Here is a 22,582-nt window from a genome sequence, read left to right on the forward strand (position 1 = left end):
GCTACCAGCTCTGACGAGCTGGGCGGTCTGATTGCGTTGCGGGGTATATCCCATTGGTTCGGCATGACCTACGATGTGCCCGTGCACACTGGGGACGGGGCTGCCGGCGCGGGCCGCGTGTATTCTCGGCATTCCGCCGCTGAGGTCGCGGTGAGTGGGCGGGTGGGTTCCCACGGGGGCGACCCGCGTTTTGCCGCGCCGGGGTGTGAAGTGAGCCACGGGAGCACCCTGGGCTCCATCTGTGGCCCGGTCACCGGTGGAAGTGGGGCCGACGGGATTCGGCACGAGGCTTTCCTGTATCAGGGCGACGCCGGTTTCCTCAGCGCAACGCGCGATTTCGTGCTCGCCGGACTCGCGGTCGACGAGGCCGTCCTGGTAGCCGTGACACAGCCGCGGATACGCCAGTTACGCGCAGCCCTCGGTCGGGCCGCGCAGCGCGTCTCTTTTCTCGATATGGCCGAGCTTGGTCGTAACCCGGCCCGGGTTATTCCGGCCTGGCAGGATTTTCTGGATCTCGGTGTCGAGCGCGGTCGGCTGGTACGGGGGATCGGCGAGCCGACATGGCTGGCCCGGTCCGGCCCGGAGCGGCGGGAATCCATGCTGCACGAGGCGTTGCTCAACGAGGCGTTCGCCGCGCCGCCGGCGTGGCGGCTGCGGTGCCTCTATGACGTGGGCCGGATCGGCCCGGCGCTCGTTGACGAGATCTGGCGCACCCATCCCGCGGTGGTGGAGGGCGGGCTGGGCCGGATCAGTTCCCGGTATCGACCGCCCGGGTCCGCCGTCGCGAGTCCGGGCCCCGACCCGCTGGCCGAGGCCCTGCCGGACCTCGGCGTTCCCCGCGTCGAGTTCGCCTTCGGCCCGCGCGACTTGGGGCACGTCCGCGCCGAGGTGATCCGGGTCGCCCTGGCCTGGGGCCTGGGCGCCGAGCGGACCGGCGAGTTCGAGCTGGCCGTGCACGAGGTCGCCACGAACAGCGTGCACCACGGCGGGGGCCACGGAGCGGTCCGCCTCTGGACGGACGACGCCTGCCTGATCTGCGAGGTCCGCGACGGCGGCCGRCTGTACGACCGGTTGGCCGGACGCCGCCGCCCGGACCTGTCCCTGGGCGGCGGCCGCGGGCTGTGGCTCGTCAACCAGCTGTGCGATCTCGTCCAGCTCCGGTCGACCCGGGTTGGCACGACCGTGCGGATGTACATGTACGTCTAACGGGGCTTCGCCCCAGCCCGGCCGGGTCCGGCTCGCCGGCCGGGTTCGGTGGGCCGGGCAGGTTTGATGGGCCGGGCAGGTTTGATGGCGGCGGGGCCGACGCGGGAAGTATGGCCGACCCTGCACCGCTCGGCGGCCGGATCCTAGCCCCCGGACTGTCCGGCAACCTTGTCCAGGACCGCGGTGTGCAGCTTGCGGACGCCGATGGGGGCGAACGCGCGCTCGAAGAAGCCGCCGACACCGCCCGCACCGTCCCAGGTCGTCGTCGCCGTGACCAGGCTCTGGTCCGGCCCGGAGCCGTGGACGATGTGCCAGCGGGTGCACAGCGAGGAGTTCTGGTCCGCCTCGACGAGAGTGCTCGCATCGGGGACGGAGACGGTCGCGTCGATCTGACGCACCCGCTTGCGGGTTGYCTGGAGCCGATAGGCGATGCGGGTCCCGGCACCGTGGCCCCCCGCCAACACCCGGTACTCGGAGACGTTCTCTGGCCAGGCTCGGGCGCGGGCGCCCTGGTAGTCCGCGAGCTTCGCGACAACCTGCTCGGGGGTGCCCGGCACGACCCGCCTGACGACGACCTCGATCTGTCCCACCAGCTCCTCCTTCCTCGCTCCGGCCGGCTCTCGGCCGAAGTCCGCGTTCCTCCCGGCAGCCGTGCTCGTCCGGGAGGGAACCCGTGGCGCCACGGGCGGGCCGCCAGGCTCGCGTGCCCCTGACCGTCTCATCTGACCCGTAGTCCGTCGCCCTCGCCCGTCGCGCTTCCCGGCTTGACGGGCGCCGAGCGGCGCAGTTGATTACTTGGAGTTACAGTCGGCGAGCAGGTGGACGCCCACCAGAGCGGCCAGATCGCGCGCCGCCGGGCCGAGTGTGGCGAGCGCCGCCGAGAGCGTCGGGGACCGCTACCCCGGGTCGATCCCGCAATGCCGCCGGAGCCGGAGGATGAACAGCAGAATCACGAGCAGAGCCGCCAGCCCGGCGGCGGACCCCGCCGCCCGCGGGTTGTCGGCGGCCTTCTGCCGGCCGGCCGTGAGGGCGCTGCCCGCGGTGTCGCGCACCTGGCCGGCCTTCGCCGCCACCTGCGGGTGCGCCTCGAGCTGCTTGTGCACGGTCTGCGTGGCCGTACCCGCGGCGCTGCCGGCCGTCGCGCGGGCCTTCTGTGCGGTCACGGCGAGCTGCGGGTGGGCGTCAAGCTGCCGGCGTACGGTGGCCTTCGCCTGATCCGCCGTGTCCCGGGCCTTTTCGGCCGCGATCTCCGTCGTCGCCGCGACCTTCGGGCGGACCGCCTCGGTCGCCGTGGTCACCCGGCGTTTGATGTCCTGTGCGGTGCGACCGGCGACCTTCTGCGGGCTGACCCGGTCGGAGAGCTGGTCGAGGTCGCTGCCGAGCCGCGCCCGGGTCGCCTCGATGTCGGACCGGATCTTATCCGGACTCGTGCTTGTCACTGCGAACCTGACCTTTCTGATGCTTCTGCCGGTGGTTCCGCGGAAACACGGGGTGGTGGGCGGCACGGGAGTGGCGACACGGGGTGGTGGGCGGGTGGACGAACCCGAGGGTGGTGGGGGACGAACTACCCGCGGCGGCCCTGCGCCCACTGGACGTCCTCGCGCAGCGTCTCCACGGTCTGCGCCGGAGTGGGGTGGACCGTGCGCACGGTGGAACGACCCCTCATGGCCAGYACGGCCGCGACGACGCCGAGGACGACAGTGATGATGAGGGCGRCCCAGCCCAGCGCCATCACCTCCCCCAAGCCGAACATGACGGCCAACAAGGCGAAAAGCAGGGTGAAGTAACCGGCGCCGCCCGCTACGGCGAACATGCRGGCGCCCTTGCCGGCCTTCTCCACCTCCTCGCGCATCTCGGCCTTGGCGAGGGCGAGCTCCTGGCGGAACAGTGTGGAGATGTCCGAGACGACGTCGGACACCAGCTCCCCGGTTGATTCGTGGTTGCCGGTTGATTCGCGGTCACCGGTCGATCCGTGGTTGCCGGTCGATCCGTGGTTGCCGGTCGATCCGCGGTCCCCGCTCGTGCTCCCGGCAGCCGGCGGGCCCGGCGCGGCCCGGAGAGCCTGGGTGGCATCCGATGAGGTCCGCACCCGTGCACCAGCCACGTATGGGGCGCTATCGTCCGGGTAGGGAATACCGATCGTTCCCGACTGCCGCCGGTGCGCACTCCTCATGGGTTCTCCTTGCGGCTTCTCCTGGCGGGGCGTCCGCGTAGCCGTACCCGCGGAACAACGTACGATCTGCGGATTCCCTAGGATCGGCGGCTTAACCCCGGCAGTCGCGCCACCTGGGACGAATTACCGTCTCGTCCGCTTTCCGCCGGGCTCCCGCGCCCGCGGCCGGCGCACCCGGTCGTCAGTCCACCCGTTCCTGCGGGGAGGAGTGCTCCCAGTCGGCGAGGATCGTCCGGATCCCGGTGACCAGTAGCAACGGCTGATCGAGCATGACGTGATGGCCGGCGAGCGGGATCTCGATCACCGGTGCCACCCGCCCGAGCAGGTTGTACATCTGGACACCGATGTCGGGGGTGAGCAGGCCCTTCTCGGCCCGAAAGAGCGCGACMCGGCAGTGCACCTTGCGTAGTACCTCGGGCGACGGGGTCCGGTTGCCGAACACCTTCGGGTCGAACTTCCACGTCCAGCCGCCCTGGACCGACCCGATCGAACCCCGGGCGACGTGATCGATGATGAACGGCAGCACGTAGGGCTGCTCCGGCACCGCCCGGAACCGGGCCAGCGCGTCGGTCGCTGTCGGATACACCCGCAGCGGGCCGAACGCCGTCCGGTCCCGGGCCGCCCGTTCCTCCGGGGTGAACTCCTGCACGGGGGAGTCGACGACGACGATGCCGGCGACCCGGTCCGGGTACTGGGCTGCGGTGGTGATCGTCACCCAGCCGCCCATGCTGTGCCCGATGATGATCGGGGGCGAGGCGACCTTGGCGTGGTCGATGACACCGATCACCTCGGCCGCCCAGGTACTGAGCGAGTAGTCCTCGCGCCGGTCGCTGTCACCGTGGCCGGACAGATCCAGTGCGATGACGCGGTACTCCCGCGGAATCATCGGCGCGATGTGGTCCCACCAGCCCGCGTGGGCGGCACCACCGTGGACCAGCACGATCGCCGGCCGGCCGCCCCTGCCCCAGCAGCGGTAACTGATAGTCGCGCCCGCCACCTCGGTCTCGTGCCGCTCCGGTCGGTGGTCAAGGGCGGCCTCGAACCAGGCCGGTGCTTCGTCATCCATCCCAGGTCTCTGCCGTTCGGTTCGTCGGGCGGGTGGTTCCATCGTCGCCGGCCGCGGCGACGTGTCCCACCCCTGATACAACACCGCCAGGCCTGCGTTCAGGCCGTTCGCGGCCGTGTTGTCGGATTGGCGATGAGACGKCCACCGCGGGGCGGCGATCATGTAATGCTGGACCGGCCTGCGTAGATGCGTCGGCGGTCGACCCGCCTCGGCCGATGCGCAGGACGCCCGACGCCGCCGGGTGCGAACAGCGCGTGTGCACTCGGTCCGGCGAGGTGACCGGTCCGGTACCGGAGCCCGGCGGCCCCGTGCGGCGTCACACCCGTTCCCGGGAATACGCGTCGTGTGCCACGGGCATCCCACCGCCGCGGATATTCCCGTGACCGCCGCCACTCCCTTCGCCGCACGGGGTGCAGCGAAGCATTCTGATGTTTCCCATGTGCAACAGAACCGGTAATCTAGCCCGAAATTTCGACCTTTCGGGGACTGCCGTCCGGCCCGGGCGARCCGCCCGCCCCGTTGCCGACCCCGCCGGCCCTGGTGCCCGAGTCGTCCGTCTCCGGAGGTGCGGGGGACGTCGCCAGAACCCTGGCGATCAAAATCGGGCTGGCGTGGAGGCGGCCGTCCCACTGGCCGCCCTACGGCACACGCCGGTGCAAGATCGGTTTCCGGGAGACGGCATCGTGACCATTCTCGCCCCACGAGGCACACTGCGGCGCTCTTTGGCAAGAGTCGAGGGTGCGGAAACCGTTAGGGACCTTGGTCCCGTCGCGCCCGACAGATGGGGGTCGTACACTTTCACCAAGTCCCGACGAGGCCGTATACCTGCGTTCCCCCCGTACGTTGGGTGAGATGGTCTCGTCGGGACTACTTGTGTCCGGTTGCATCCAGACCGTTCCCGAGCGAACGGCCCTGGTTCGACCGTTGAGGATCTTTTCCTGGTCGCCCACTCCGACCGGGTGATTTCTCGACAGCCGGTCAGCCCCGGCCGGCCGCGTCATCCATCCGGTTCATCCGTCTTCAACTGATCGTCGTCCGCGTGCCCACGGGCGTGGTTCGCGTGGCGATCAGTGTCTGCCRCAGTGTCTGCTCGTTCCCGCCCTGCGTCCTCGGTCGAGGTCGCGGTTCATCGACAGGAACGGACAGCGGGGTGGCGTCCGCTGCCTCCGTGGCTACCTGGGAGAGTATTACTCGGAGTGATTGAGCGTTGCGCTGGGTATCGGAGGCGCGACGATGCAGGTCTCCCGGCCTTGGCCGTGCCCGGGAAGCGGCTGGTCGGGACCGGTGTCGTAACGGCGGTGTCGTAACGGCGGTGTCGTAACGGCGGTGTCGTAACGGCGGTGCCGTAACGACGAGGTCCGGACGGCTGCGGTGCTGGAGGAGCAGGTCTGGGTCGCCGTGGGCGGCCCCGTGGTCGTCGCGGTGAGTGGCGTCGCCGTCGATCACCACGTGTTGCGGGTTGGCGGTTTTTAGTKACGGATGMCTTTCCCCTCTTGCGGGAATATCGCCTTGCTGACAGGTCTGGCTACGTTCGGACAGATATGAGATGTTTCGTGGGGAGTGGCCATGGGCTGCGGACATGCCGGCGATCGGGATCGATAGCCTGTTTTGGGCATGTACCGACAAAGCCGATGGTTGCCTCCGTAGGGGTCGGAGGGAGCGCGGTAGGTCGCTGGCGGGAGGCCGGCGGAATTCGGAGTCGGTGATGCCGCGAAGGCCGCGGCTCGTCCCGACCGGGTCCTTCGTCGCGGCGCAGCCGCTATGGGGGCTSGCCGGCTCGCTCGCACGGGAATGACTCGGAAGGTAGGGGTGAACAGGTGCATGTCCCTGCGGCGCGTATCGTCTTCTCACCGGAGGATCGCGCGGAGATCGCATCGGCCGCGACCGAGATCCTGGCCACCGGTGCGCTGACCTTGGGCGTCCATACCGCTGAATTCGAGGCGGCATTCGCCGCGGCTCACGAGGCCCCGTTCGCGGTCGCCGTGAGCAGTGGAACAGCCGCATTGGAGATCATCCTTCGCAGTCACGGTGTCGAAGGCGCGGATGTCGTCGTGCCGACGAACACGTTTGCGGCGACCGCTTTCGCGGTGCTGCGGGCCGGTGCCATGCCGGTTTTCGCGGATGTGAGTTCGGACACCTTTGCCCTGACCGCCCGCAGTGTCGAGGCCGCGGTGACGCCGCGGACCCGCGCCGTTGTCCTGGTCCATATCGGTGGGCTGATCCCGCCGGACGTGGCCGAGTTGCGGGCCTTCTGTGACGATCGAGGCATCGCGCTGGTCGAGGACGCGGCACATGCCCACGGCAGCCGCCACGGCGACGGCCACGCTGGGTCGTTCGGGATCGCGGGAGCGTTCTCGTTCTATCCAACCAAGGTCATCACGAGCGGTGAGGGCGGAATGATCCTCACGTCCGATCCCGCCATTCACGAAGCCGCTCGGATCTATCGTGACCAGGGCAAAGCCGGTTTTCTCGGGAACGTCCATATCAAGCAGGGGTACGCCTGGCGGCTCAGCGAGATTCATGCGGTCACCGGCCGGGTGCATCTGCGGCATCTCGCTGACTTCCTGGCGACCCGCGCCGCCGTAGCCGCGCGGTACGACGCCGCGCTGGACACCCTGGGTACCGTCACCCGCCTGCAGGTGCCGCCGGATGGTCTCTGCAACTACTACAAGTACATCGTCCTGCCCCGCCCCGGAATCGACCGCGGCCGGCTGAAGAAGGAGCTGAAGGAACGCCACGGCGTCTCCCTGAGCGGTGAGGTTTACGAGTCGCCGCTGCACCGGCAGCCGGTCTTCGGCGACTATGCGCTCCGGTCCCTTCCGGTCGCCGAGGACATCTGCGCCCGGCACGTGTGCCTGCCCATCCATTCGGACATGACCGAGGCGGAGGCCGACCATGTGGTCGCGTCCTTCGCCGCCGCGCTGCAGAGCCTGAGCCTGGACGGATGACGATGAAGATCGCGGTAACCGGAGGGTCGGGTTTCATCGGCAGCCATGTGGTCGACCGTCTGCTTGACGCCGGTCACGACGTTCTCTCACTGGACGTCGAACACCGGCCGGTCGACCCCCGGGCTAGTTACCAGCACCTCGACGTGCTTGATCTGCCGGCGGTCACCGCCGCGCTGAGGGGCGTCGAGGCYGTCTTCCACATCGCGGGGATGTCCAATGTGGACTTCGCGTTCGCCGACCCGGTGCGCACCGTGCGGCTCAACGTCGAGGGCACCGGGAACATCTGCGAGGCGGCGCGGCAGGTCGGGGTTCGCCGGGTGCTGTTCGCCAGCACCGTCTGGGTGTACGGGGCGGTCGGTGACCGGGCCGGTTCGGCGCCGCTGACGGAGGACGCCGAGATCACGCTGGGCCGCGCCGGGCATGTCTACACCTCGACGAAACTGGCCGCCGAACTGCTGCTGCACAGCTATCAGCAGACCTACGGGCTGCCGTTCACGATCCTGCGTTACGGCATCCCCTACGGCCCCGGAATGCGTGACGAGCTGGTGCTGGCCCGCTTTGTCCGCAAGGCTCTGAACGGCGAGTCGCTGACGGTGGCCGKCGACGGTCTGCAGTTCCGCAACTACGTTTTCGTCCGGGACCTGGCCGAGGCGCACGTGCTGGCTCTGACCCCCGACGCGGCCAACACTACGCTCGCCCTCGAGGGCAGCGAATCGGTCAGTGTGCTGGAGATGGCACGGGCCGTCCAGGAGTACTTCCCCGGCACCGCCATCGAACACATGCCTGCGCGCCCCGGGGACTTCCGCGGTCGGGAGATCTCCGCGCAGCGGGCCGCGGAGGTGCTCGGATGGCGACCGACCACACCCTTCTCGGAGGGTGTCCGGCAGTACATCGAGTGGTATCTGGCAAATCGACGGCCTCCGGCTCAGGCGCTCCCGCCTGTCGGCGACCTCGATATCTCCGCGGCCTCCTCGGAGTGACCATGGCGCAGATCGGCGGTAGCACGGTGAATGGACCATCCGAAGATGATGTTGAGGCGGGGGTCGGCGGCCCGCCAGCCGCCGGCGAACCGGGGGTCACGGAACCTGTCCTGCCAGGGCCGGCCGCAGCGGGGGGACCGGTCGCCGGCGCCCTCCCCGCCGATCCGCGCACGCACGGCGTCGATGTCCGGCCCGCCGGGACGCCGACGCGACGCGGCGGCGCGCTGCTGCTGTCGGGCTCGCTCGGGATGGGCCACGACGTGATGGCACAGGCGTGCGGCGCGTCGCTCACCCGGCGCGGGTTCACCACCCGGACCGCCGACAGCCTGCGCATGCTCGGTGGGCGCAACGGCTCCCGGGGGGAGAAGGTCTTCCGTGGCATGATCGCCGTTCCGGGCCTGTATGATGCCGTGCACTTCTCACAGATGAGAACCGGTGGCCGGCTCGCCCAGGCCATCGAGAGGACCTCGAGCCGGTTCGTCGTCCCGGCATTGCGCGAGGAACTGGCCGCCCAGCCGACCGATCTCGTGATCTCGATCTTCGCTACCGGAGCCGCGGCGGCCAGCCGGGTCAAGGCCGAGTTCCCCGGCCTGGTGACGGCGGTGTTCTCCACCGACTGCTGCGTGCACCGGCTGTGGGTACACGACAACACCGACCTCTACCTGGTCACCTCGCAGACCGCCGCCCGGTACGTGCGGCGGTTCTCGCCGAACGCGCTGATCTCGGTGGTCCCGACCCCGGTCCGGGAACCCTTCTACGACCCGCCCACCCAGGAGGAGGCGCGGGCCGCGCTCGGCATCCCCGCGGACGCTCCCTGCGTGCTGCTGATGTCCGGCTCCTGGGGGCTGGGACCGTTGGTAGAGGGTGCCGCGGCCATGGCCGCGGCGGGCATCTACGTGCTTGCGGTGGCCGGCCGCAACCAGCGGTTGGCCGCGCGGTTGGCGTCTCTGTCGGAACAGCAGCACAAGGTCATCCCGTTCGGCTTCACCGATCGCGTCCCGGCGCTGATGGCGGCGAGCGACCTGGTCGTCACGTCGTCCGGGGACACCTGCAGCGAGGCTCGGGTGATCGGCCGGGACCTGCTGCTCATCGACGTGGTGCCGGGGCATGGCCGGGATAACCTTCAGAAGGAGCTCGAGCGAGGTCATGCCGAGGTGACGAACACCGACCCGGTGTCGTTGACCAGATCCGCGCTCGCGTGCCTTGACCGGGTCAAGCCACCGTCGGACCGGGTGGCGATCGGCCCGCACGCGTGGGAGCGGGCATTCGGGGCGGCTCTGGCGCAGATCGGTTTCGGCGCGGACTGGTGAGGCGAACCCACGGTTCGGGACGGATCCCGAGGGCCACGATGTTGGACGGGACATGAGCAGAGCCCTGGTGATCGGTCTGCCGACCGCGGTCGTCTCGGCGGCTCTCTACGGGATCGCGCCGMTCGTCCAGGCCCGCGCTGCCCGCCGGGAGGAGGAGAGCTCGGGGCTGGGGCTTGCGCTGCTGGCCCGACTGGTGCTGCGCCCCCTGTGGCTGATCGGCCTCGCCGTGGAGGCGGGCTCGTTCCTGCTGGAGGTGTATGCGCTGTCCGTGGCCCCGGTGGCGATGGTCGCCCCGGTGATGGCCCTCGACATKATCGTCTTCACCCTGCTGGCGCAGCGGGTGCTCGGCGAGAACATCAGCCTGACCGGCTGGCTGGGCGTGGTCGCGATGGTCGGCGGTATCGGCCTGCTCGCCTTCGCCTTCACGCGCCGAGCGGAGGTCGGCAGCTCGGCCAGCACCGATGTCCTGCTGGCCTTCCTGGTCCTCGGTCTGGTCTTCGCGCTGCTCTGCGCGTCCCTCGCCAACCTGGCCGCGGTGCGGGAGATGGTCGCGGGCGCCGCGTTCGGATTCGGGGCCGCGGCCGGGGTCAGCTACGCCATCGCCACGCTGGCGACCCGCCAGATCGGCCTGGCGGTGAACGAACGACGTGAGGGGCAGTCCACGCTGGTGGACCTGCTCACCACTCCGACGCCCTACGTCCTCGTGCTGTTCTCCGTGCTGGCGCTCGGTCTTCAGCAGCGTGGCCTGCAAGGGCGCGCCGCCGTCATCGCCTTCCCGGTGACCAGCGGGGTCTCCGCCTTCCTGCCGGTGACTCTGGGCCTGACGCTGTTCAGCGAGCCGGCGCCCGACGGCGTCCGCCGCGCGGCGTTCATCGTCGCGATGGTCCTGGTCGCGGCCGGAATCGCCGCTCTCGGCCGTGATCGGATGGCGGCAGACCGGTCCGTGGACGAACTTGAGAGCGTGCTGCGACCCACCCCCGACGACCGCGGGTTGGGGGACGGCGTCGCGCCCCTGGACGGCYGGCCGGAGGTGGTCGAGCCATCGGAGGCGGAGCCGGGGCAGCCGGCAAGGGCCCGGGACGAAGCGGCTTCTAACGCTCGTACCGGCACGGTTGCTCACCGCAGCGGCATGTCGAAGAACTTATAGTGATGCGCCGTGTGCTTTCGGTGAGATAGTCGTCGTGGCCGGCCGCTCGGGTTCACCCCCCGATCGCCCGGGCGCCCGGCCGTCTCCCGCTTGCCCGCCTCGCACGTTTCCCGCTCGCACGTTTCCCGCTCGCACGTTTCCCGCGTATCCCCGCCGCCCAGGTTTGCTGCCCGGCCCGGAGCAGAGCAGGCGCGGACCGGGCGATCAGGGTTTCCTCTCCGGCCGGGTCGTCGAGGCGCCGCCAGCCGCATCTCGACGACCCGGCTGGCTCGTCAGACCCCGAATCGCTGAAGGGCCTTGCGCACCCGCAGGTTCGCCTGCGCGAAGGAGATCTTTCCGTCCACGTAGGCCGACAGCGCCGCGCGGCGGACACGCTCGACGCGCTGATCTTCGATCGGAGTGTTGAGCAGGTTGGTCGTGGCGGTGGYCACGGCAATCACCTCCCAGTGGCAGGGAAACAGGGCATTGCAACTCGCGGGTGACCTCGGACGGCACACCGGACCGGAAGGCGGGGAACGAGGCGACGATGCCTCGGCCGATCCTTTCGACACGAGGTCGATCCGAGATCGGAGATGAGCAGATGGACCCGGAGAGCGGGCGGACGCTGCGCTGCGCCGCCTCGCTAGGAGGGCGACGGGATGGCGACTCTGCGCTCCGCCCGCCCCGGCTGACCGAGGATCCGGGCAGGTGCGTTATGGCGCCGCACGCGGGTAGCCGTATTATCACATATGGTCACAACGACTGCCCTCCTCCGCGTTGGGCGGGCGCTTGACGCCCGCGTGGCCTGTTCCGGTCGGGTGCAAGGTGGCCAGACGCCGACCTGCCGGGCTGTGACGGGAGACCGCAGGAGCCTTGTCACCCGATCGCCTCGCGGCGAGTGACGCGCTGCCGTATCCACATCACGTTACAATCATGTAACAACCGCGACAAGACGAACGTCCAGGCAACGAAGCTCGACCGAACATCTACAAGAGTGCGCGACCGGGAGGCATTGCGCAAGAGCCAACCGGCTCGTGGCGAGACTTCCTGAACAGGTATCTCGGCCCCCAGGCCGATGGAACGATGCCGTTGATCGAATCGTCTCCGCATGGCGGGTCCGGCCCGGCGCCGGTCCCGCTCTGAAACACCAGGGCCTGAAACACCAGGGCGGTGCATCCTGGCCCGGGCATCCCGGCCCGGGTAGGGGTTGACCGAGGATCACCCGGTTACCGGCGTGATCGGCGGGGTTACGGTCACCGGAGCGATGCGCATCGAACCGTGGGGGAGAGCCGAAAGCGGACGGCCCGGTTCCGGTCGCGACGTGCCGGAGCGACCGGAACCGGGCCGAGGCCGACCAGCGGCGATCTCGCTTTTTCCGATGGGATTTTTCGGTGGGAACAGGACATCCCACCCCATTCCCCCGGATCAGGGCTGGGTGGTGGTTCAGCCCGGGATGATCCGGCTCCGGTCGAACTCGCCGTCCCGCGCGCCGGCCAGGAACGCGTCCCACTCGGCCGCCGAGAAGGCGAGCACCGGCCCGGTCGGGTTCTTCGAGTCACGGACGGCGACGCCCCCGCCGAGCGCCGCGACCTCCACACACATACCGCCCGCGCCGTTGCTGTAGCTGCTCTTGCGCCAAGCCGCCTCGATGGCATTGTCGGTGATCGGCTTCATATATCTGATCATTTCATTTCCTCTGCGACCGAGAGTATCATCTGGATGGACTCTTCCGGCCGCAGGGCTGCCGCCAGAAGATGATCCAGCTTCACTCTATAGCRCCTGACTTCGGAGGGGCGCTCAATATAGAGACTTCCGGCCGCTTCCTCTATATAGACCACTTCGTTGTCTCCCGACTCGGGGAATCCGAGTATCKAGAATGTGCTTCCCAGGCTGGCATGCGCGCCCACGGAGAAGGGAAGTACCTGAATTGTCACGTTCGGCAGCTCGGACTGTTTGGCGAGGAACTCAAGTTGGCTTCGCATGACGGCTCTGCCGCCGATTGTCCGGCGTAGGACCGCCTCGTCCAGAATCACCCAGAGGCGAGGATGATCGGCGGCGGTGAGCCGGCGCTGCCGGTCCAGCCTGAGCGCGATCTTGCGTTCGACCTCGTCCTCGCTCACCTCCGGATCGTCGGCCCGGATGACGGGCCGGGCGTAGTCGCTGGTCTGCAGCAGCCCATGGACGAGCTGCGATTCGTAGACCGAGATCGAGGCGGCGTCGCCCTCCAGGCCGATATAGATCTCGAACCAGGCGGGGACCACGTCGTGGTAGGTGTGCCACCAGCCGTGGCGCCGGGACTCGCGGGCCAGGGCCAGCAACGCGTCCCGGCGTTCGTCGTCGGTCACGCCGTAGAGAGCCAGCAGGTCGGACACGTCCCGGGTGCGGACCGGCACGCGGCCGTTCTCCATCCGACTGACCTTGGAAACCGAACAGCGCAGCAGTTGGCAGACCTCGTCGACGGAGATGCCCGCCCCCTCGCGAAGTCGTCGTAACTCGGCGCCCAGGCGCCTTCGCCGCACGGTCGGACCGCCGCTCGTGGCCATCGCTCGTCCTTCGGGCTCTTCGGGGTGATGGATGCATCCTGCCACTTGTTCGCCACTCCTCACCCAGGGCGCGCATCGCTGGGTAGCGAAACTCTTACAGAAGCTCTTGCAGAAGAGGCGTGCAGGGGTCATGCTTACCTTGAGTAGCGATGATGCACCTCAAGGTGAGAGTGTGGGGCAGAGCTGGTTGCGGGGAGACGTCGATGGTCATCGCGCAGGGTCCGGGATGTCGGTAGGGAGACCGCGCCGAGACACGGCGCCCCGCACCTGTGGTGCCTCCATGCCCGGCGGCCGCGTCGCCGGTCCCGCATGTGTCGACGCCGGCGGCTGTCAGGCGTCACCCCTCAGGCGTCAACCRTCAACCGCCGGTTCCGGCTGAGTGGATGACGATCCTCGCCCGGAGCCGGCCATCTCGCCGTTGTCCGCCGCGCTGTCCCCGTCGCGCGGCTCTCCGTCGTGCGGCTCTCCGTCGCGCGGCTGTGCGTCGCGCGGCTGTGCGCGGAGGKGATTTCTTCCGCGGCGGCTCCGGCGGGCAGATCCACGATCATCATTATCGGACAATCACCGAAAGGCGCGACAATGACGACTCGCCAATTCCAGGTTTATGACGGCGATGGCGAACTGGTGGCCACCTTCCCGGAATGGGAGGCGGCGCACAACTGGGCTCATCTGCGCGCGAACGAGCCGGTGACCTCGCGGCCCGTGCAGATCGAGGATCGGGTCGAACGCCGTACCTGGACGATCGAGGCGGACCGCTGCCGGCTGACCGTGTGGCGGCGACGGGTCGAGTACGGATACTGCGGGAGTGGCGACCTGCGGCATGCCGCTAACGCTCGTAAGCACGCCCGGGCGTCCTGAGCCGGTCCACTCGTGGCTGCTGGTGACTCCCGCCTGCGGGTTGGCGTGGCCCCCGGCCCGTGACGGCTCCGKGGAAGTCCCGGCAAGTTCCGAGGCTTCTCTCAGGTAGTCCACAGCCTCTCCGGACATCGTCCGTCCCATGAGTTCGACRCGGCACCCGGCCCGATGGTCTCCCCACCTCGTGGTGCGTCTCGCCCTGGTGGCCTGGGGGATCGCCGTGGTGGCCCTGTGGTGGTTCGACACCTCCGCGTCCAGCGTCCACGGCGCCGGGCCCGCCATGACCGCGGTCGGTCGGGTCTGCGGCCTGCTGGCGGCYTATCTGGTGCTCGTGCAACTGCTGCTCATGGCACGGATACCGGCCTTCGAACGCGCCGTCGGTCTCGACCGGCTGGCCGCGTGGCACCGCGGCCTGGGCACGAACGTCATCCTGCTCATCGTCGTCCACATCCTGCTGACGGTGTGGGGTTACGGCTTGGCCGGGCATCATCAGCCGCTCGCCGAGCTCGTCACGGTGATCATGACATACCCGGAGATGTGGAAGGCCACCGTCGGCACCCTGCTGTTCGTGGCCGTCGGGGTCGCGAGTGCCCGGGCGGCCCGGCCGCGCATCTCGTACGAAGTCTGGTACGCGCTRCATCTCACCACCTACCTCGCCGTGTTCCTGGTCTTCTTCCACCAGACGGAGACCGGTGGGGACTTCGTCGGTCACCCGGTTAACCGGCTGCTGTGGACCGCGATGTACGTCTCCGTCGCCGCCTGTCTCGTCGTCTGGCGCCTGATCCTGCCGATCGCGGCCGTGGCCCGGCACCGGATGACGGTCGATCGGGTGGTGGAGGAGGCACCCGGCGTCGTCTCGGTGTGGATCCGCGGTCACGACCTGCACCGGCTCGGTGCGCGTCCGGGGCAGTTCCTGCTGTGGCGGTTCGCCGCCCGCGGGCATCTCGTGACCGCGCACCCCTACTCGCTGTCGGCCCCGCCGACAGCGCATCAGCTGCGTATCACGGTCAAGGCCGCCGGCGACCACTCCCGGGCGGTCGCCCTGCTGCGACCGGGCACACCGGTCGTGGCGGAAGGTCCCTTCGGACATTTCACCGCCGCGCGGGCCCACCGGGGCCGGGCGCTGCTCGTCGGCGGGGGCAGCGGAATCGGACCGGTTCGGGCGCTGGCAGAGGATCTTGCCGGTCGTGGCGACGACGTCGTGGTTGTGCACCGGGTGAGCCGGCCGAGCGATCTCGCGCTGGGACGGGAGTTTGAGGCGCTCGCCGAGAGCAGTCGAATGATCGTCCACCGGGTGATCGGTTCCCGGCGTGAGCTCGGATACGACCCGCTGGAGGCCCGCTTCCTCGATGCCGCCATCCCGGACGCCGCCGACCGCGACGTCTTCGTCTGTGGCCCTCGTGGGATGACCACCACGGTCGTCCGGGCGCTTCGCGGTCTCGGCGTTTCCCGTGACCAGATTCACACCGAGGAGTTCGATCTCCGTTGAACGACAACAACGACAACAACGACAACGCCGAAAAACCCTACCGGGGAAGGCTCGGTTTCGTGGCGCTGATGGGAGCCGCCATCCTCGTGGTCGGTGCGAAGGCCGCGACCGGACACGGGGAGCGGCTGGTGGCACTCGCCGCGTCGCCGACCGCCGCCGGGGCGACCCCTCAGCCCTCCGCCGGGGCGACCCCTCAGCCCTCCGCTCAGCCCGCTCAGCCCTCCGCGTCGGCGGGCACACCGGCCCCGTCCTTCTCCGCCACCGCGGGGTCCACAGGTTCGGGCTCCRCCGGAACGGTTACCACCCGGACGGTGACCGGGGACGCCATCGATACCCGCTACGGGCCGGTGYAGGTCCAGCTTGTCCTGGTCGGGAAGAAGATCACCGATGTGGTTGTCCTGCAGATGCCGGACCGGGAGCGGCGGGACATCGAGATCAACGAACGGGCCGTGCCGATCCTGCGCCAGGAGGTGCTCGACGCCCAGAACGCCCGGATCGACACCGTCTCCGGCGCCTCGTACACCAGCAACGGGTACGCGTGGTCCGTCCAGTCCGCCCTGGACAAGGCCGGTGCCTAGCCTGCCGGTGTCGGGCRGGCCGGTGCCGGTTCGGCCCGGACGGGTCCGCGCCGAACCGGTGATGGGCACCGTCGTCAGCATCGACGTCCGCACCCCGCTCGCCCCAGCGGATCTGGCGGCGGCGATCGAGGCGGCGGCTGCGGTCCTGCACCGGGCGGACGAGGATTTCAGCACGTTCCTGCCCGGGTCCTGGGTCTCTCGAATCCGGCGCGGCGAGGTCGACCTCGGTGCCTGTCCCGACCACGTCCGCGAGGTCTACCGGGTGGCCCGCGCCTGCCGGGAGCGGACCGGCGGCAGGTTCGACCCGGCGTGGCGGGGCGACGGCACGCTGGACCCCACCGGTCTGGTCAAGGGCTGGGCGGCCGAGGCGGCCTCCCGGGTGCTGACTGACGCCGGAGCCGCGGACCACTGCGTCAATGCGGCGGGGGACCTGCGGGCCAGGGGAGTCGCCTCGGCGCCGGGGCGACCCTGGCGGGTGGGGGTGTCGGATCCCTTCGACCGGAGCCGACTCGTCGCGGTGGTCGAGGGCACCGAGCTGGCCGTCGCCACCTCGGGGGTGTTGGAGCGGGGCGCGCACGTGATCGACCCGCGCACCGGCATCCCGGCGACCGAGCTCGTCGCGGTCACCCTCGTTGGACYGGACCTCACCCTGGCGGACGCCTACGCCACGGCCGCCCTCGCCGCCGGCCGGGACGCGTGGACCCTGCTTGTCGATCTTGCTCGGGAGGGATGGGCCTGGCTGATCGTCGACGCCGTCGGTCGGCTGGACCATTCGGGGGGATTCCCCGGCCAGGTGGCCGCCGCCGCGTCCGCACCCCCCGCATCACCCCCCGCATCGGACGGGTCCCGTTCCGCGTCCGCCGGATCCCGATGACCGGTCTTCCCGGCGAGCAGGACGAGACTGGGTGGGTGGACCGTCCGATCAGGGTCCTCGTCGTCGACGACGAGGAGGCGATCACCGACCTCGTGACCATGGCACTGCGCTACGAGGGCTTCGACGTACGCGCCGCGCACTCCGGGCAGGCGGCGTTGACACAGGCCGCCCTGTCCCCGCCGGACCTGCTCGTGCTGGACGTCATGCTCCCCGACATCGACGGGTTCGCGGTCTGCGAGCGGCTGCGGCGATCGGGGCAGGGCGTGCCCACCCTGTTCCTGACGGCCCGGGACGCCACCGAGGACAAGGTGCACGGACTGACCCTCGGCGGGGACGACTACGTGACGAAACCGTTCGCGGTCAGCGAGCTGATCGCCCGGGTCCGGGCGATCCTGCGCCGGGCCGGGGCCGCCGACGGCGCGCCCACGCCGCTGCGTTTCGCCGATCTCGAGCTCGACCCGGAGACCCGCGAGGTGCGGCGCGCCGGGCGGCACGTCGACCTCACCGCCACCGAGTATCGCCTGCTGCACTACCTGCTCGCGAACGCCCGCAAGGTGCTCACCCGGGCCCAACTCCTCGACCACGTCTGGGGACATGACTTCGGCGGTGACGCGCGGGTCCTGGAGACCTACGTCAGCTATCTGCGGCGCAAGATCGACGACGTGCCACCCCCGCTGATCCACACGGTGCGCGGCGTCGGCTACGTGCTGCGCCTGCCGCGTTGAGCCGGCCGGTCCTGTCCCTGCGGGCCCGGCTGCTGCTGGCCCTGGTGGGCCTGCTGGCCGTCGGGATGGCTCTCGGCGCCGTCGGCACGCGAGGGGCTCTGGGGGCCTACCTGCGTGGCCGGCTGGACCAGCAGGTCCGGGACGCCCATCCGCTGATGGAGCAGTTGCTCCTGCGGGCCGGCGGGGACGGGGACGGGGATGACCACTACCCAGGTTTCGGCACCACGTTCCTGGTGGGCACCTACGGCGCGTTGTACGACGGCGCCGGCCGCCGGCTCGCCGAGGCCAGCCCCGGCCCGGGTGGCCCGGGTGGTCCGGGTGGCCCGGCGGCGCCGACGCAGCGTCCGGCGGTGTCGGCACGCCTGCTCGCCACCGCCCGGCTGCATCCGGACCTCGCGACCGTCCCGCTGTGCACGGTGGGCGCCGAGGACCATGGCGGCCGGTTCAGGATGCTCGCGGAGCGCTTCGACAACGGGTATGTGCTGATCGTCGCCGTGCCCTTCGCGGAGGTGAACGCCACCCTTGACCGGGTCACCAGGATCGAGGTCGTGGCGACCTCGGTGGTCACGGCCGCGCTGGCCGTGCTGGCATACGTCRTCATCCGGCTTGGGCTGCGTCCCCTGACCCGGATCGAGCAGACCGCGGACCTGATCGCCCACGGCGACCTGACCAGGCGGGTCGCCGACGCGGACCGCCGGACCGAGGTGGGTCGGCTCGGGCTCGCCTTCAACGCGATGCTCACCCGGATCGAGGCGGCGTTCCGGGCGCGTGAGGTCTCCGAAGGGCGTCTGCGCCGCTTCGTCGGGGACGCGAGCCACGAGCTGCGGACCCCGTTGACATCGATCCGCGGGTACGCCGAGATGTTCCACCGCGGCGCCGCGGAGCGGCCCGAGGACCTGGCGATGGTCATGCGCCGCATCGAGGAGGAGTCCGCGCGCATGAGCGAGCTGGTGGATGACCTGCTGCTGCTCGCCCGGCTGGACCAGCGACCGGTGCTGGAGCGCCAGCCGGTCGACGTCGCGGCGATGGTCCGTGACATCGTCACCGACGCCCGTGTGGTGAGCCCGGGACGGACGATCGAGGTCGACGTGYCGCCGATCCTCGAGGTGCTCGGCGATGAGGGCCGGCTGCGGCAGGCCGTCGGCAACCTCGTCCGCAACGCCGTCGTCCACACCCCGCCCGACGCCGGGATCTCCGTCTCCGTGGGCCCCCTCGAAGCCGGCTCCCCGGGGCCGACGGGCGATGGTCCCACCGACGGGATCGTGGTCTCGGTGGTCGACCACGGCCCGGGCGTCCCCGAGGATGCCGTGGCCCACCTCTTCGAACGCTTCTTCCGGGCCGATGCCGGGCGGTCCCGGGACGCCGGCGGGACCGGTCTGGGCCTGTCCATCGTCGACGCCGTCGCCACCGCGCACGGCGGGCGGGTCGAGTACCGGCCGACCCCGGGCGGCGGGGCGACGTTCCGTCTCGTCCTGCCCGGTCCGTCGCAGCCCGACTGACCTGTTCACCTTCGCCGGAAACGGGCCCGGAGACGTGGCGGGCGCGCGCTAGGCGGCGAAGGGGGCGGAGTTCTGGTTCATCACCTCGGTCGTGCTGGCCGGCGCCCTGGGCCCGCGGCGATCCGGATCAGATAGCTCGGGTAAGATGGCCGTCACCACAGGTGATCGTCTTGAGGGGGTGAGACCCATTTCCGCTGTGTCAGGGTGGGTGCTCTCCTCCCGCGGTCGCGCGGTTCGCTCGAGGTAGGCGATCGGGAGGGTGCCCTTCGGCATCCCGAAAGGCTTCCCGTGTCGACATCCGGCCCTTCTCCTTCCTTTCTCTCCCCTTCTCGTCCGTCCTTTCCCTCCTCTTCTCGTCCGTCTTCCTCACCGTTTTCGTCCCTGCCGCGGTCCGTCGTCGTCACGCGGCTGCGGGCCGCCGGCTGCGTCTTCGCCGAGGACGAGGCACGGCTGCTCGTCAATGCGGCCCGGACCCCGGGCGAACTCGCCGCGATGGTGCGGCGGCGCGTCGCCGGTCTGCCCCTGGAACACGTGCTCGGCTGGGCGGAGTTCCACGGCCTGCGGATAGCCGTGGACCCCGGGGTCTTCGTGCCCCGCCGCCGCACGGAGTTCCTTGTCGATCAGGCGGTCGAACGGGTTGCCGGCCGGTCCCGGCCGGTCACTGTCGTCGATCTGTGCTGTGGCTCGGGGGCGATGGGGGTCGCGCTGGTGGCAGCCCTGCCCGGGATCGAAGTACACGCCGCCGACATCGAACCGGCCGCGGTGCGGTGCGCCCGCCGCAACCTCGCCTCCGCCGGTGGCCAGGTCTACGATGGTGATCTTTACGAGCCGCTGCCAGCCGTCCTACGGGGCCACGTGGACCTGCTGGCCGCGAACGCCCCCTATGTACCCACCGACGCGATCGAGCTGATGCCGCCGGAGGCTCGCGAGCACGAGCCGCGGGTGGCGCTCGACGGCGGGGCGGACGGGCTCGATGTTCTGCGGCGGGTGGCCGCCGAGGCGCCGCGGTGGCTGGCCCCGGGCGGTCACCTGCTGGTCGAGACCGGCGAGCGGCAGGCGGCATCGATCGTCGAAGCCAGCGCCCAGGCCGGTCTGATCCCCACGGTCGCCAGTTCCGCCGACCTGAACGCCACCGTCGTCATCGCCACCAGGCCGGCCGCGGCTCCCGTGTCCGCGGTGGGCGCGGCAGCTGGACAGCTGCCGCCAGTCGGGTAGGCCCAGCCCTTATCCGCGGCTGCCCGCGGAAAGGCCGCGGGCAGCCGGATGCGGCCGGATGCAATGGATGCGGATGGACCGAAGCCGTCCTCGGTGAATCCCCGGGACCTGCTCGTCAGCCAACAGGAGATGTTTCAGGGCAGGACGTCGTAGGTGTAGGTGTCGGTCATGTCGAGCACGCTGCGGGGGGTCGCCGGGGTGCTCGGCGTGCTCGACGTGCTCGACGGGGCGAACGGGGAGACMAGCGGGTCGTCGATCCGATGGCCGAGGAGGCTTGCCGGGGCGGTCATGTCCGGCTGGTACACGCGGCCGTGACGCCGCATCCAACCCTCCCAGACACGGTCGACGTTGCAGTGGTGCACGAAGAAGACCGGGTCGTTGGGGGACGACGCCAGCRACATGTCCCTGCCCCCGCCAACCCAGCGGTGGACCTGGTTGTGCAGTCCGGTGCCGATGAAGCCTTCGAGACGGTTGCGGAACCCCCGCGAACTCACGTTGAAGGGAGCCTCGTCGTAGCTCGCGAGTGTCGGATCGGCGACGGTGTCGAWGGCTGCGGTGATATCGGCGTTGCTCGGCAGGATCGACGATCCGAACGTGGCGCTGCCGAATCTACGCCGCACGCCGCGTTCGGCGACCTGCTGGAGCGCGCCGCTGCTGCTGGTGGAGATCCGTACCCGGAAGCTGGTCGGGTCGGCGGGGTCGAAGAAGAACGCACCGCCGGGGATCGGGGTGCCCTGGCCCCCGAAACCGTCCGGGGTGTTCCGCCACAGTGCCGAAGCAGCGGGGTTCGGCGCCGTGGCGGGGGCGGAGGGTGTCCCGTCGCGCGCCCAGTCCCAGTAGGGCAGCCCGAAGTTCGGGTCGCCGAGAACGCGCTGGAGGTGCACTTCCAGCCAGCCAAGCATGACCCGGTGCCAGGGCAGGAAGACGGGGCCGGCGTGCGCGGCGTTGCGGTTGCTCGGTGACCCTCCCGGGGGGACGGGGGTGTTCATCGCGATGACATGCCAGATGACGAACAGGTCGTAGGTCCGTACCGGTCGGCTCGGACCGGGGATGCCGAACTGATYCGTGCGCAGCGTCGTAGGTTCGTGTTTGAGGAGCTTGATTCCGCGGATATAGGCCTTTCTCGCGTCGTCGTCGAGAAGGATGTCGCGCCGGACGACCGCCATGTCATGCCCCTTCCGGGAGCTCGTCGTGGGCGTCGTGGTGATGGTGCTCGCCCGGATCGCCGTGCGGGCCATGGTCGTCGCCAGAGGCCCCGGGGGAGAACTCCTCGGGGAAGGCGGTGATGATCAGGCGTACCAGGTCGACGACCGAGGGGATCTGATAGTTGGGCAGGCCGTGGCAGTGTGCCGTGCCGTCGTTGGAAACCCMAATGTGGACGTTCAATGGTTGGCCGTCGACGGTGATCTCGTAGGTGGTCGTGATGACGACGTGGTGACCGTCGAAGTCGTCCTCGCGGACACTGCGGGCCGGGTCGCCATGTACGTGTTCCGGCCGGGGAAGGCTAGCAAGATAGTTGGCGAGAAAGGCGGGATGAGTGACGTCTGTCGGGTCCGGTGGCATGTAGTTCCCCCGAATTCCAGGCGGTGCGGTGAGGTGGTGAGGCGGTGAGGTGACCAAGAATCTACCGACGGTACGGGTCTGGCAACGAGGTGTCGTCCAGGCGTCTGTGCGTCACGTGGGCCGGCGACGCCGCGGCGCCGCCGGTGCCGGGGATGCGTCAACCTGCCGACCGAGGTGTTATCGGATGGTCGACAGCGCCTTGTTCACGTCTTCGGCGTCGAACTCGACCGGGTCGAACTCGTCTGCGTCCCGCAGGCCCAGCCATTCCAGGCGTTCGTCGTGTTCCGGATGGCCGGGGTCGCCGAGGACCTCGACGAGCTCGCCGATGCGGGCTGCTGATCGCGAGATCGTTGAGGTCCGCCTTGACCTGGGCCTCCGCCGTCGCTTGGAGAGGGCCGGGTAGCCGCCGCGCGGGATGATGTCATCACCGCG

22 protein-coding genes are annotated in these 22,582 nt (G+C 69.9%); 13 read left to right on the plus strand and 9 right to left on the minus strand.

The genetic code is table 11. The features are described 5' to 3' along the window. Nucleotides 1–81 precede the first annotated feature (81 nt). Nucleotides 82–1,206 carry a sensor histidine kinase gene (locus CcI156_RS08265; RefSeq protein WP_235462906.1) on the plus strand — a complete coding sequence of 375 codons (1,125 nt, stop codon included), beginning with the start codon at nt 82–84 and terminating at the stop codon, nt 1,204–1,206. Between the two features lie 143 nt (nt 1,207–1,349). Here CcI156_RS08265 and CcI156_RS08270 read toward each other — a convergent pair whose 3' ends face one another. The 4 genes from CcI156_RS08270 to CcI156_RS08285 all read right to left on the minus strand — a co-directional run bounded on the left by CcI156_RS08270 (nt 1,350) and on the right by CcI156_RS08285 (nt 4,445). Next, complete coding sequence (locus CcI156_RS08270) at nt 1,350–1,796, minus strand: SRPBCC family protein (protein WP_076805230.1); 447 nt, start codon at nt 1,794–1,796, stop codon at nt 1,350–1,352. Nucleotides 1,797–2,102: 306 nt separating this feature from the next. Next, entirely contained in the window at nt 2,103–2,645 is a 543-nt protein-coding gene (locus CcI156_RS08275) for a DUF3618 domain-containing protein (RefSeq protein WP_023840147.1), read from the minus strand. A gap of 125 nt (nt 2,646–2,770) precedes the next feature. Beyond that, nucleotides 2,771–3,295, minus strand: a complete 525-nt coding sequence (locus tag CcI156_RS08280; RefSeq protein ID WP_371681780.1) for a phage holin family protein — start codon at nt 3,293–3,295, stop codon at nt 2,771–2,773. A gap of 265 nt (nt 3,296–3,560) precedes the next feature. Then, entirely contained in the window at nt 3,561–4,445 is an 885-nt protein-coding gene (locus tag CcI156_RS08285) for an alpha/beta fold hydrolase (RefSeq protein WP_023840146.1), read from the minus strand. A gap of 1,817 nt (nt 4,446–6,262) precedes the next feature. Here CcI156_RS08285 and CcI156_RS08290 point away from each other — a divergent pair. From CcI156_RS08290 to CcI156_RS08305, 4 genes are read left to right on the plus strand one after another with little or no spacing between them, the layout of a single operon-like run. Continuing rightward, nucleotides 6,263–7,393 (plus strand): DegT/DnrJ/EryC1/StrS aminotransferase family protein, encoded by a 1,131-nt coding sequence (locus tag CcI156_RS08290; protein WP_011434692.1) that lies wholly within the window; start codon nt 6,263–6,265, stop codon nt 7,391–7,393. Between the two features lie 2 nt (nt 7,394–7,395). After that, nucleotides 7,396–8,373 carry an NAD(P)-dependent oxidoreductase gene (locus CcI156_RS08295; protein ID WP_076805156.1) on the plus strand — a complete coding sequence of 326 codons (978 nt, stop codon included), beginning with the start codon at nt 7,396–7,398 and terminating at the stop codon, nt 8,371–8,373. 2 nt (nt 8,374–8,375) lie between these two features. Beyond that, nucleotides 8,376–9,683, plus strand: a complete 1,308-nt coding sequence (locus CcI156_RS08300; RefSeq protein ID WP_011434694.1) for a glycosyl hydrolase — start codon at nt 8,376–8,378, stop codon at nt 9,681–9,683. Between the two features lie 52 nt (nt 9,684–9,735). Next, on the plus strand, nt 9,736–10,830 hold the full coding sequence (locus tag CcI156_RS08305; RefSeq protein ID WP_076805159.1) for a hypothetical protein: 1,095 nt from the start codon (nt 9,736–9,738) through the stop codon (nt 10,828–10,830). Nucleotides 10,831–11,102: 272 nt separating this feature from the next. Here the strand turns inward: CcI156_RS08305 and CcI156_RS25535 are convergent, their stop codons facing one another. The 3 genes from CcI156_RS25535 to CcI156_RS08315 form a co-directional block, all read right to left on the minus strand. After that, nucleotides 11,103–11,261: a hypothetical protein gene (locus CcI156_RS25535; protein WP_175637556.1), complete on the minus strand. Its 159-nt coding sequence runs from the start codon at nt 11,259–11,261 to the stop codon at nt 11,103–11,105. A gap of 991 nt (nt 11,262–12,252) precedes the next feature. Then, the gene (locus CcI156_RS08310) at nt 12,253–12,495 is read right to left on the minus strand and encodes a DUF397 domain-containing protein (protein WP_011434697.1); all 243 of its coding nucleotides are present in this window, start codon (nt 12,493–12,495) and stop codon (nt 12,253–12,255) included. Further along, nucleotides 12,492–13,352, minus strand: a complete 861-nt coding sequence (locus tag CcI156_RS08315; protein WP_076805161.1) for a helix-turn-helix transcriptional regulator — start codon at nt 13,350–13,352, stop codon at nt 12,492–12,494. The genes CcI156_RS08310 and CcI156_RS08315 overlap by 4 nt, the downstream gene beginning before the upstream one ends. A 579-nt stretch (nt 13,353–13,931) precedes the next feature. Between CcI156_RS08315 and CcI156_RS08320 the strand changes: the two genes are divergently transcribed. The 7 genes from CcI156_RS08320 (at nt 13,932) to CcI156_RS08350 (ending at nt 20,587) form a co-directional block, all read left to right on the plus strand. Beyond that, complete coding sequence (locus tag CcI156_RS08320; protein ID WP_011434699.1) at nt 13,932–14,210, plus strand: hypothetical protein; 279 nt, start codon at nt 13,932–13,934, stop codon at nt 14,208–14,210. Nucleotides 14,211–14,349: 139 nt separating this feature from the next. Beyond that, nucleotides 14,350–15,696 carry a ferric reductase-like transmembrane domain-containing protein gene (locus CcI156_RS08325; RefSeq protein WP_011434700.1) on the plus strand — a complete coding sequence of 449 codons (1,347 nt, stop codon included), beginning with the start codon at nt 14,350–14,352 and terminating at the stop codon, nt 15,694–15,696. Further along, on the plus strand, nt 15,693–16,274 hold the full coding sequence (locus CcI156_RS26750) for an FMN-binding protein (protein ID WP_371681781.1): 582 nt from the start codon (nt 15,693–15,695) through the stop codon (nt 16,272–16,274). Before CcI156_RS08325 ends, CcI156_RS26750 begins: the two co-directional genes overlap by 4 nt. A 61-nt stretch (nt 16,275–16,335) precedes the next feature. Beyond that, nucleotides 16,336–17,148, plus strand: coding sequence for an FAD:protein FMN transferase (locus CcI156_RS08335; protein ID WP_254847329.1), 813 nt, complete (start codon nt 16,336–16,338; stop codon nt 17,146–17,148). Next, nucleotides 17,145–17,873: a response regulator transcription factor gene (locus CcI156_RS08340; RefSeq protein ID WP_011434703.1), complete on the plus strand. Its 729-nt coding sequence runs from the start codon at nt 17,145–17,147 to the stop codon at nt 17,871–17,873. The genes CcI156_RS08335 and CcI156_RS08340 overlap by 4 nt, the downstream gene beginning before the upstream one ends. A gap of 65 nt (nt 17,874–17,938) precedes the next feature. Beyond that, nucleotides 17,939–19,372 carry a cell wall metabolism sensor histidine kinase WalK gene (locus CcI156_RS08345; protein ID WP_254847334.1) on the plus strand — a complete coding sequence of 478 codons (1,434 nt, stop codon included), beginning with the start codon at nt 17,939–17,941 and terminating at the stop codon, nt 19,370–19,372. Nucleotides 19,373–19,660: 288 nt separating this feature from the next. Further along, entirely contained in the window at nt 19,661–20,587 is a 927-nt protein-coding gene (locus CcI156_RS08350; protein ID WP_023840139.1) for a putative protein N(5)-glutamine methyltransferase, read from the plus strand. 134 nt (nt 20,588–20,721) lie between these two features. Here the strand turns inward: CcI156_RS08350 and CcI156_RS08355 are convergent, their stop codons facing one another. Beyond that, entirely contained in the window at nt 20,722–21,753 is a 1,032-nt protein-coding gene (locus CcI156_RS08355) for a tyrosinase family protein (protein ID WP_076805163.1), read from the minus strand. A 1-nt stretch (nt 21,754) separates the two neighbouring features. Further along, complete coding sequence (locus CcI156_RS08360) at nt 21,755–22,150, minus strand: hypothetical protein (protein WP_076805164.1); 396 nt, start codon at nt 22,148–22,150, stop codon at nt 21,755–21,757. 174 nt (nt 22,151–22,324) lie between these two features. On the opposite strand from CcI156_RS08360, the gene CcI156_RS25545 reads away from it, so the two are divergent. Further along, entirely contained in the window at nt 22,325–22,489 is a 165-nt protein-coding gene (locus CcI156_RS25545) for a hypothetical protein (RefSeq protein ID WP_011434708.1), read from the plus strand. Nucleotides 22,490–22,582 lie beyond the last annotated feature (93 nt).

The sequence above is a fragment of the Frankia sp. CcI156 genome, assembly GCF_001983015.1.
GTDB lineage: Bacteria > Actinomycetota > Actinomycetes > Frankiales > Frankiaceae > Frankia > Frankia casuarinae.

What these genes read in the sequence shown, in the direction of transcription:
- CcI156_RS08300 (WP_011434694.1), top strand. Translation starts at nt 8,376, where the DNA reads ATGGCGCAGATCGGCGGTAGCACGGTGAATGGACCATCCGAAGATGAT.
- CcI156_RS08310 (WP_011434697.1), bottom strand. Translation starts at nt 12,495, where the DNA reads ATGATCAGATATATGAAGCCGATCACCGACAATGCCATCGAGGCGGCT.
- CcI156_RS08320 (WP_011434699.1), top strand. Translation starts at nt 13,932, where the DNA reads ATGACGACTCGCCAATTCCAGGTTTATGACGGCGATGGCGAACTGGTG.
- CcI156_RS08340 (WP_011434703.1), top strand. Translation starts at nt 17,145, where the DNA reads ATGACCGGTCTTCCCGGCGAGCAGGACGAGACTGGGTGGGTGGACCGT.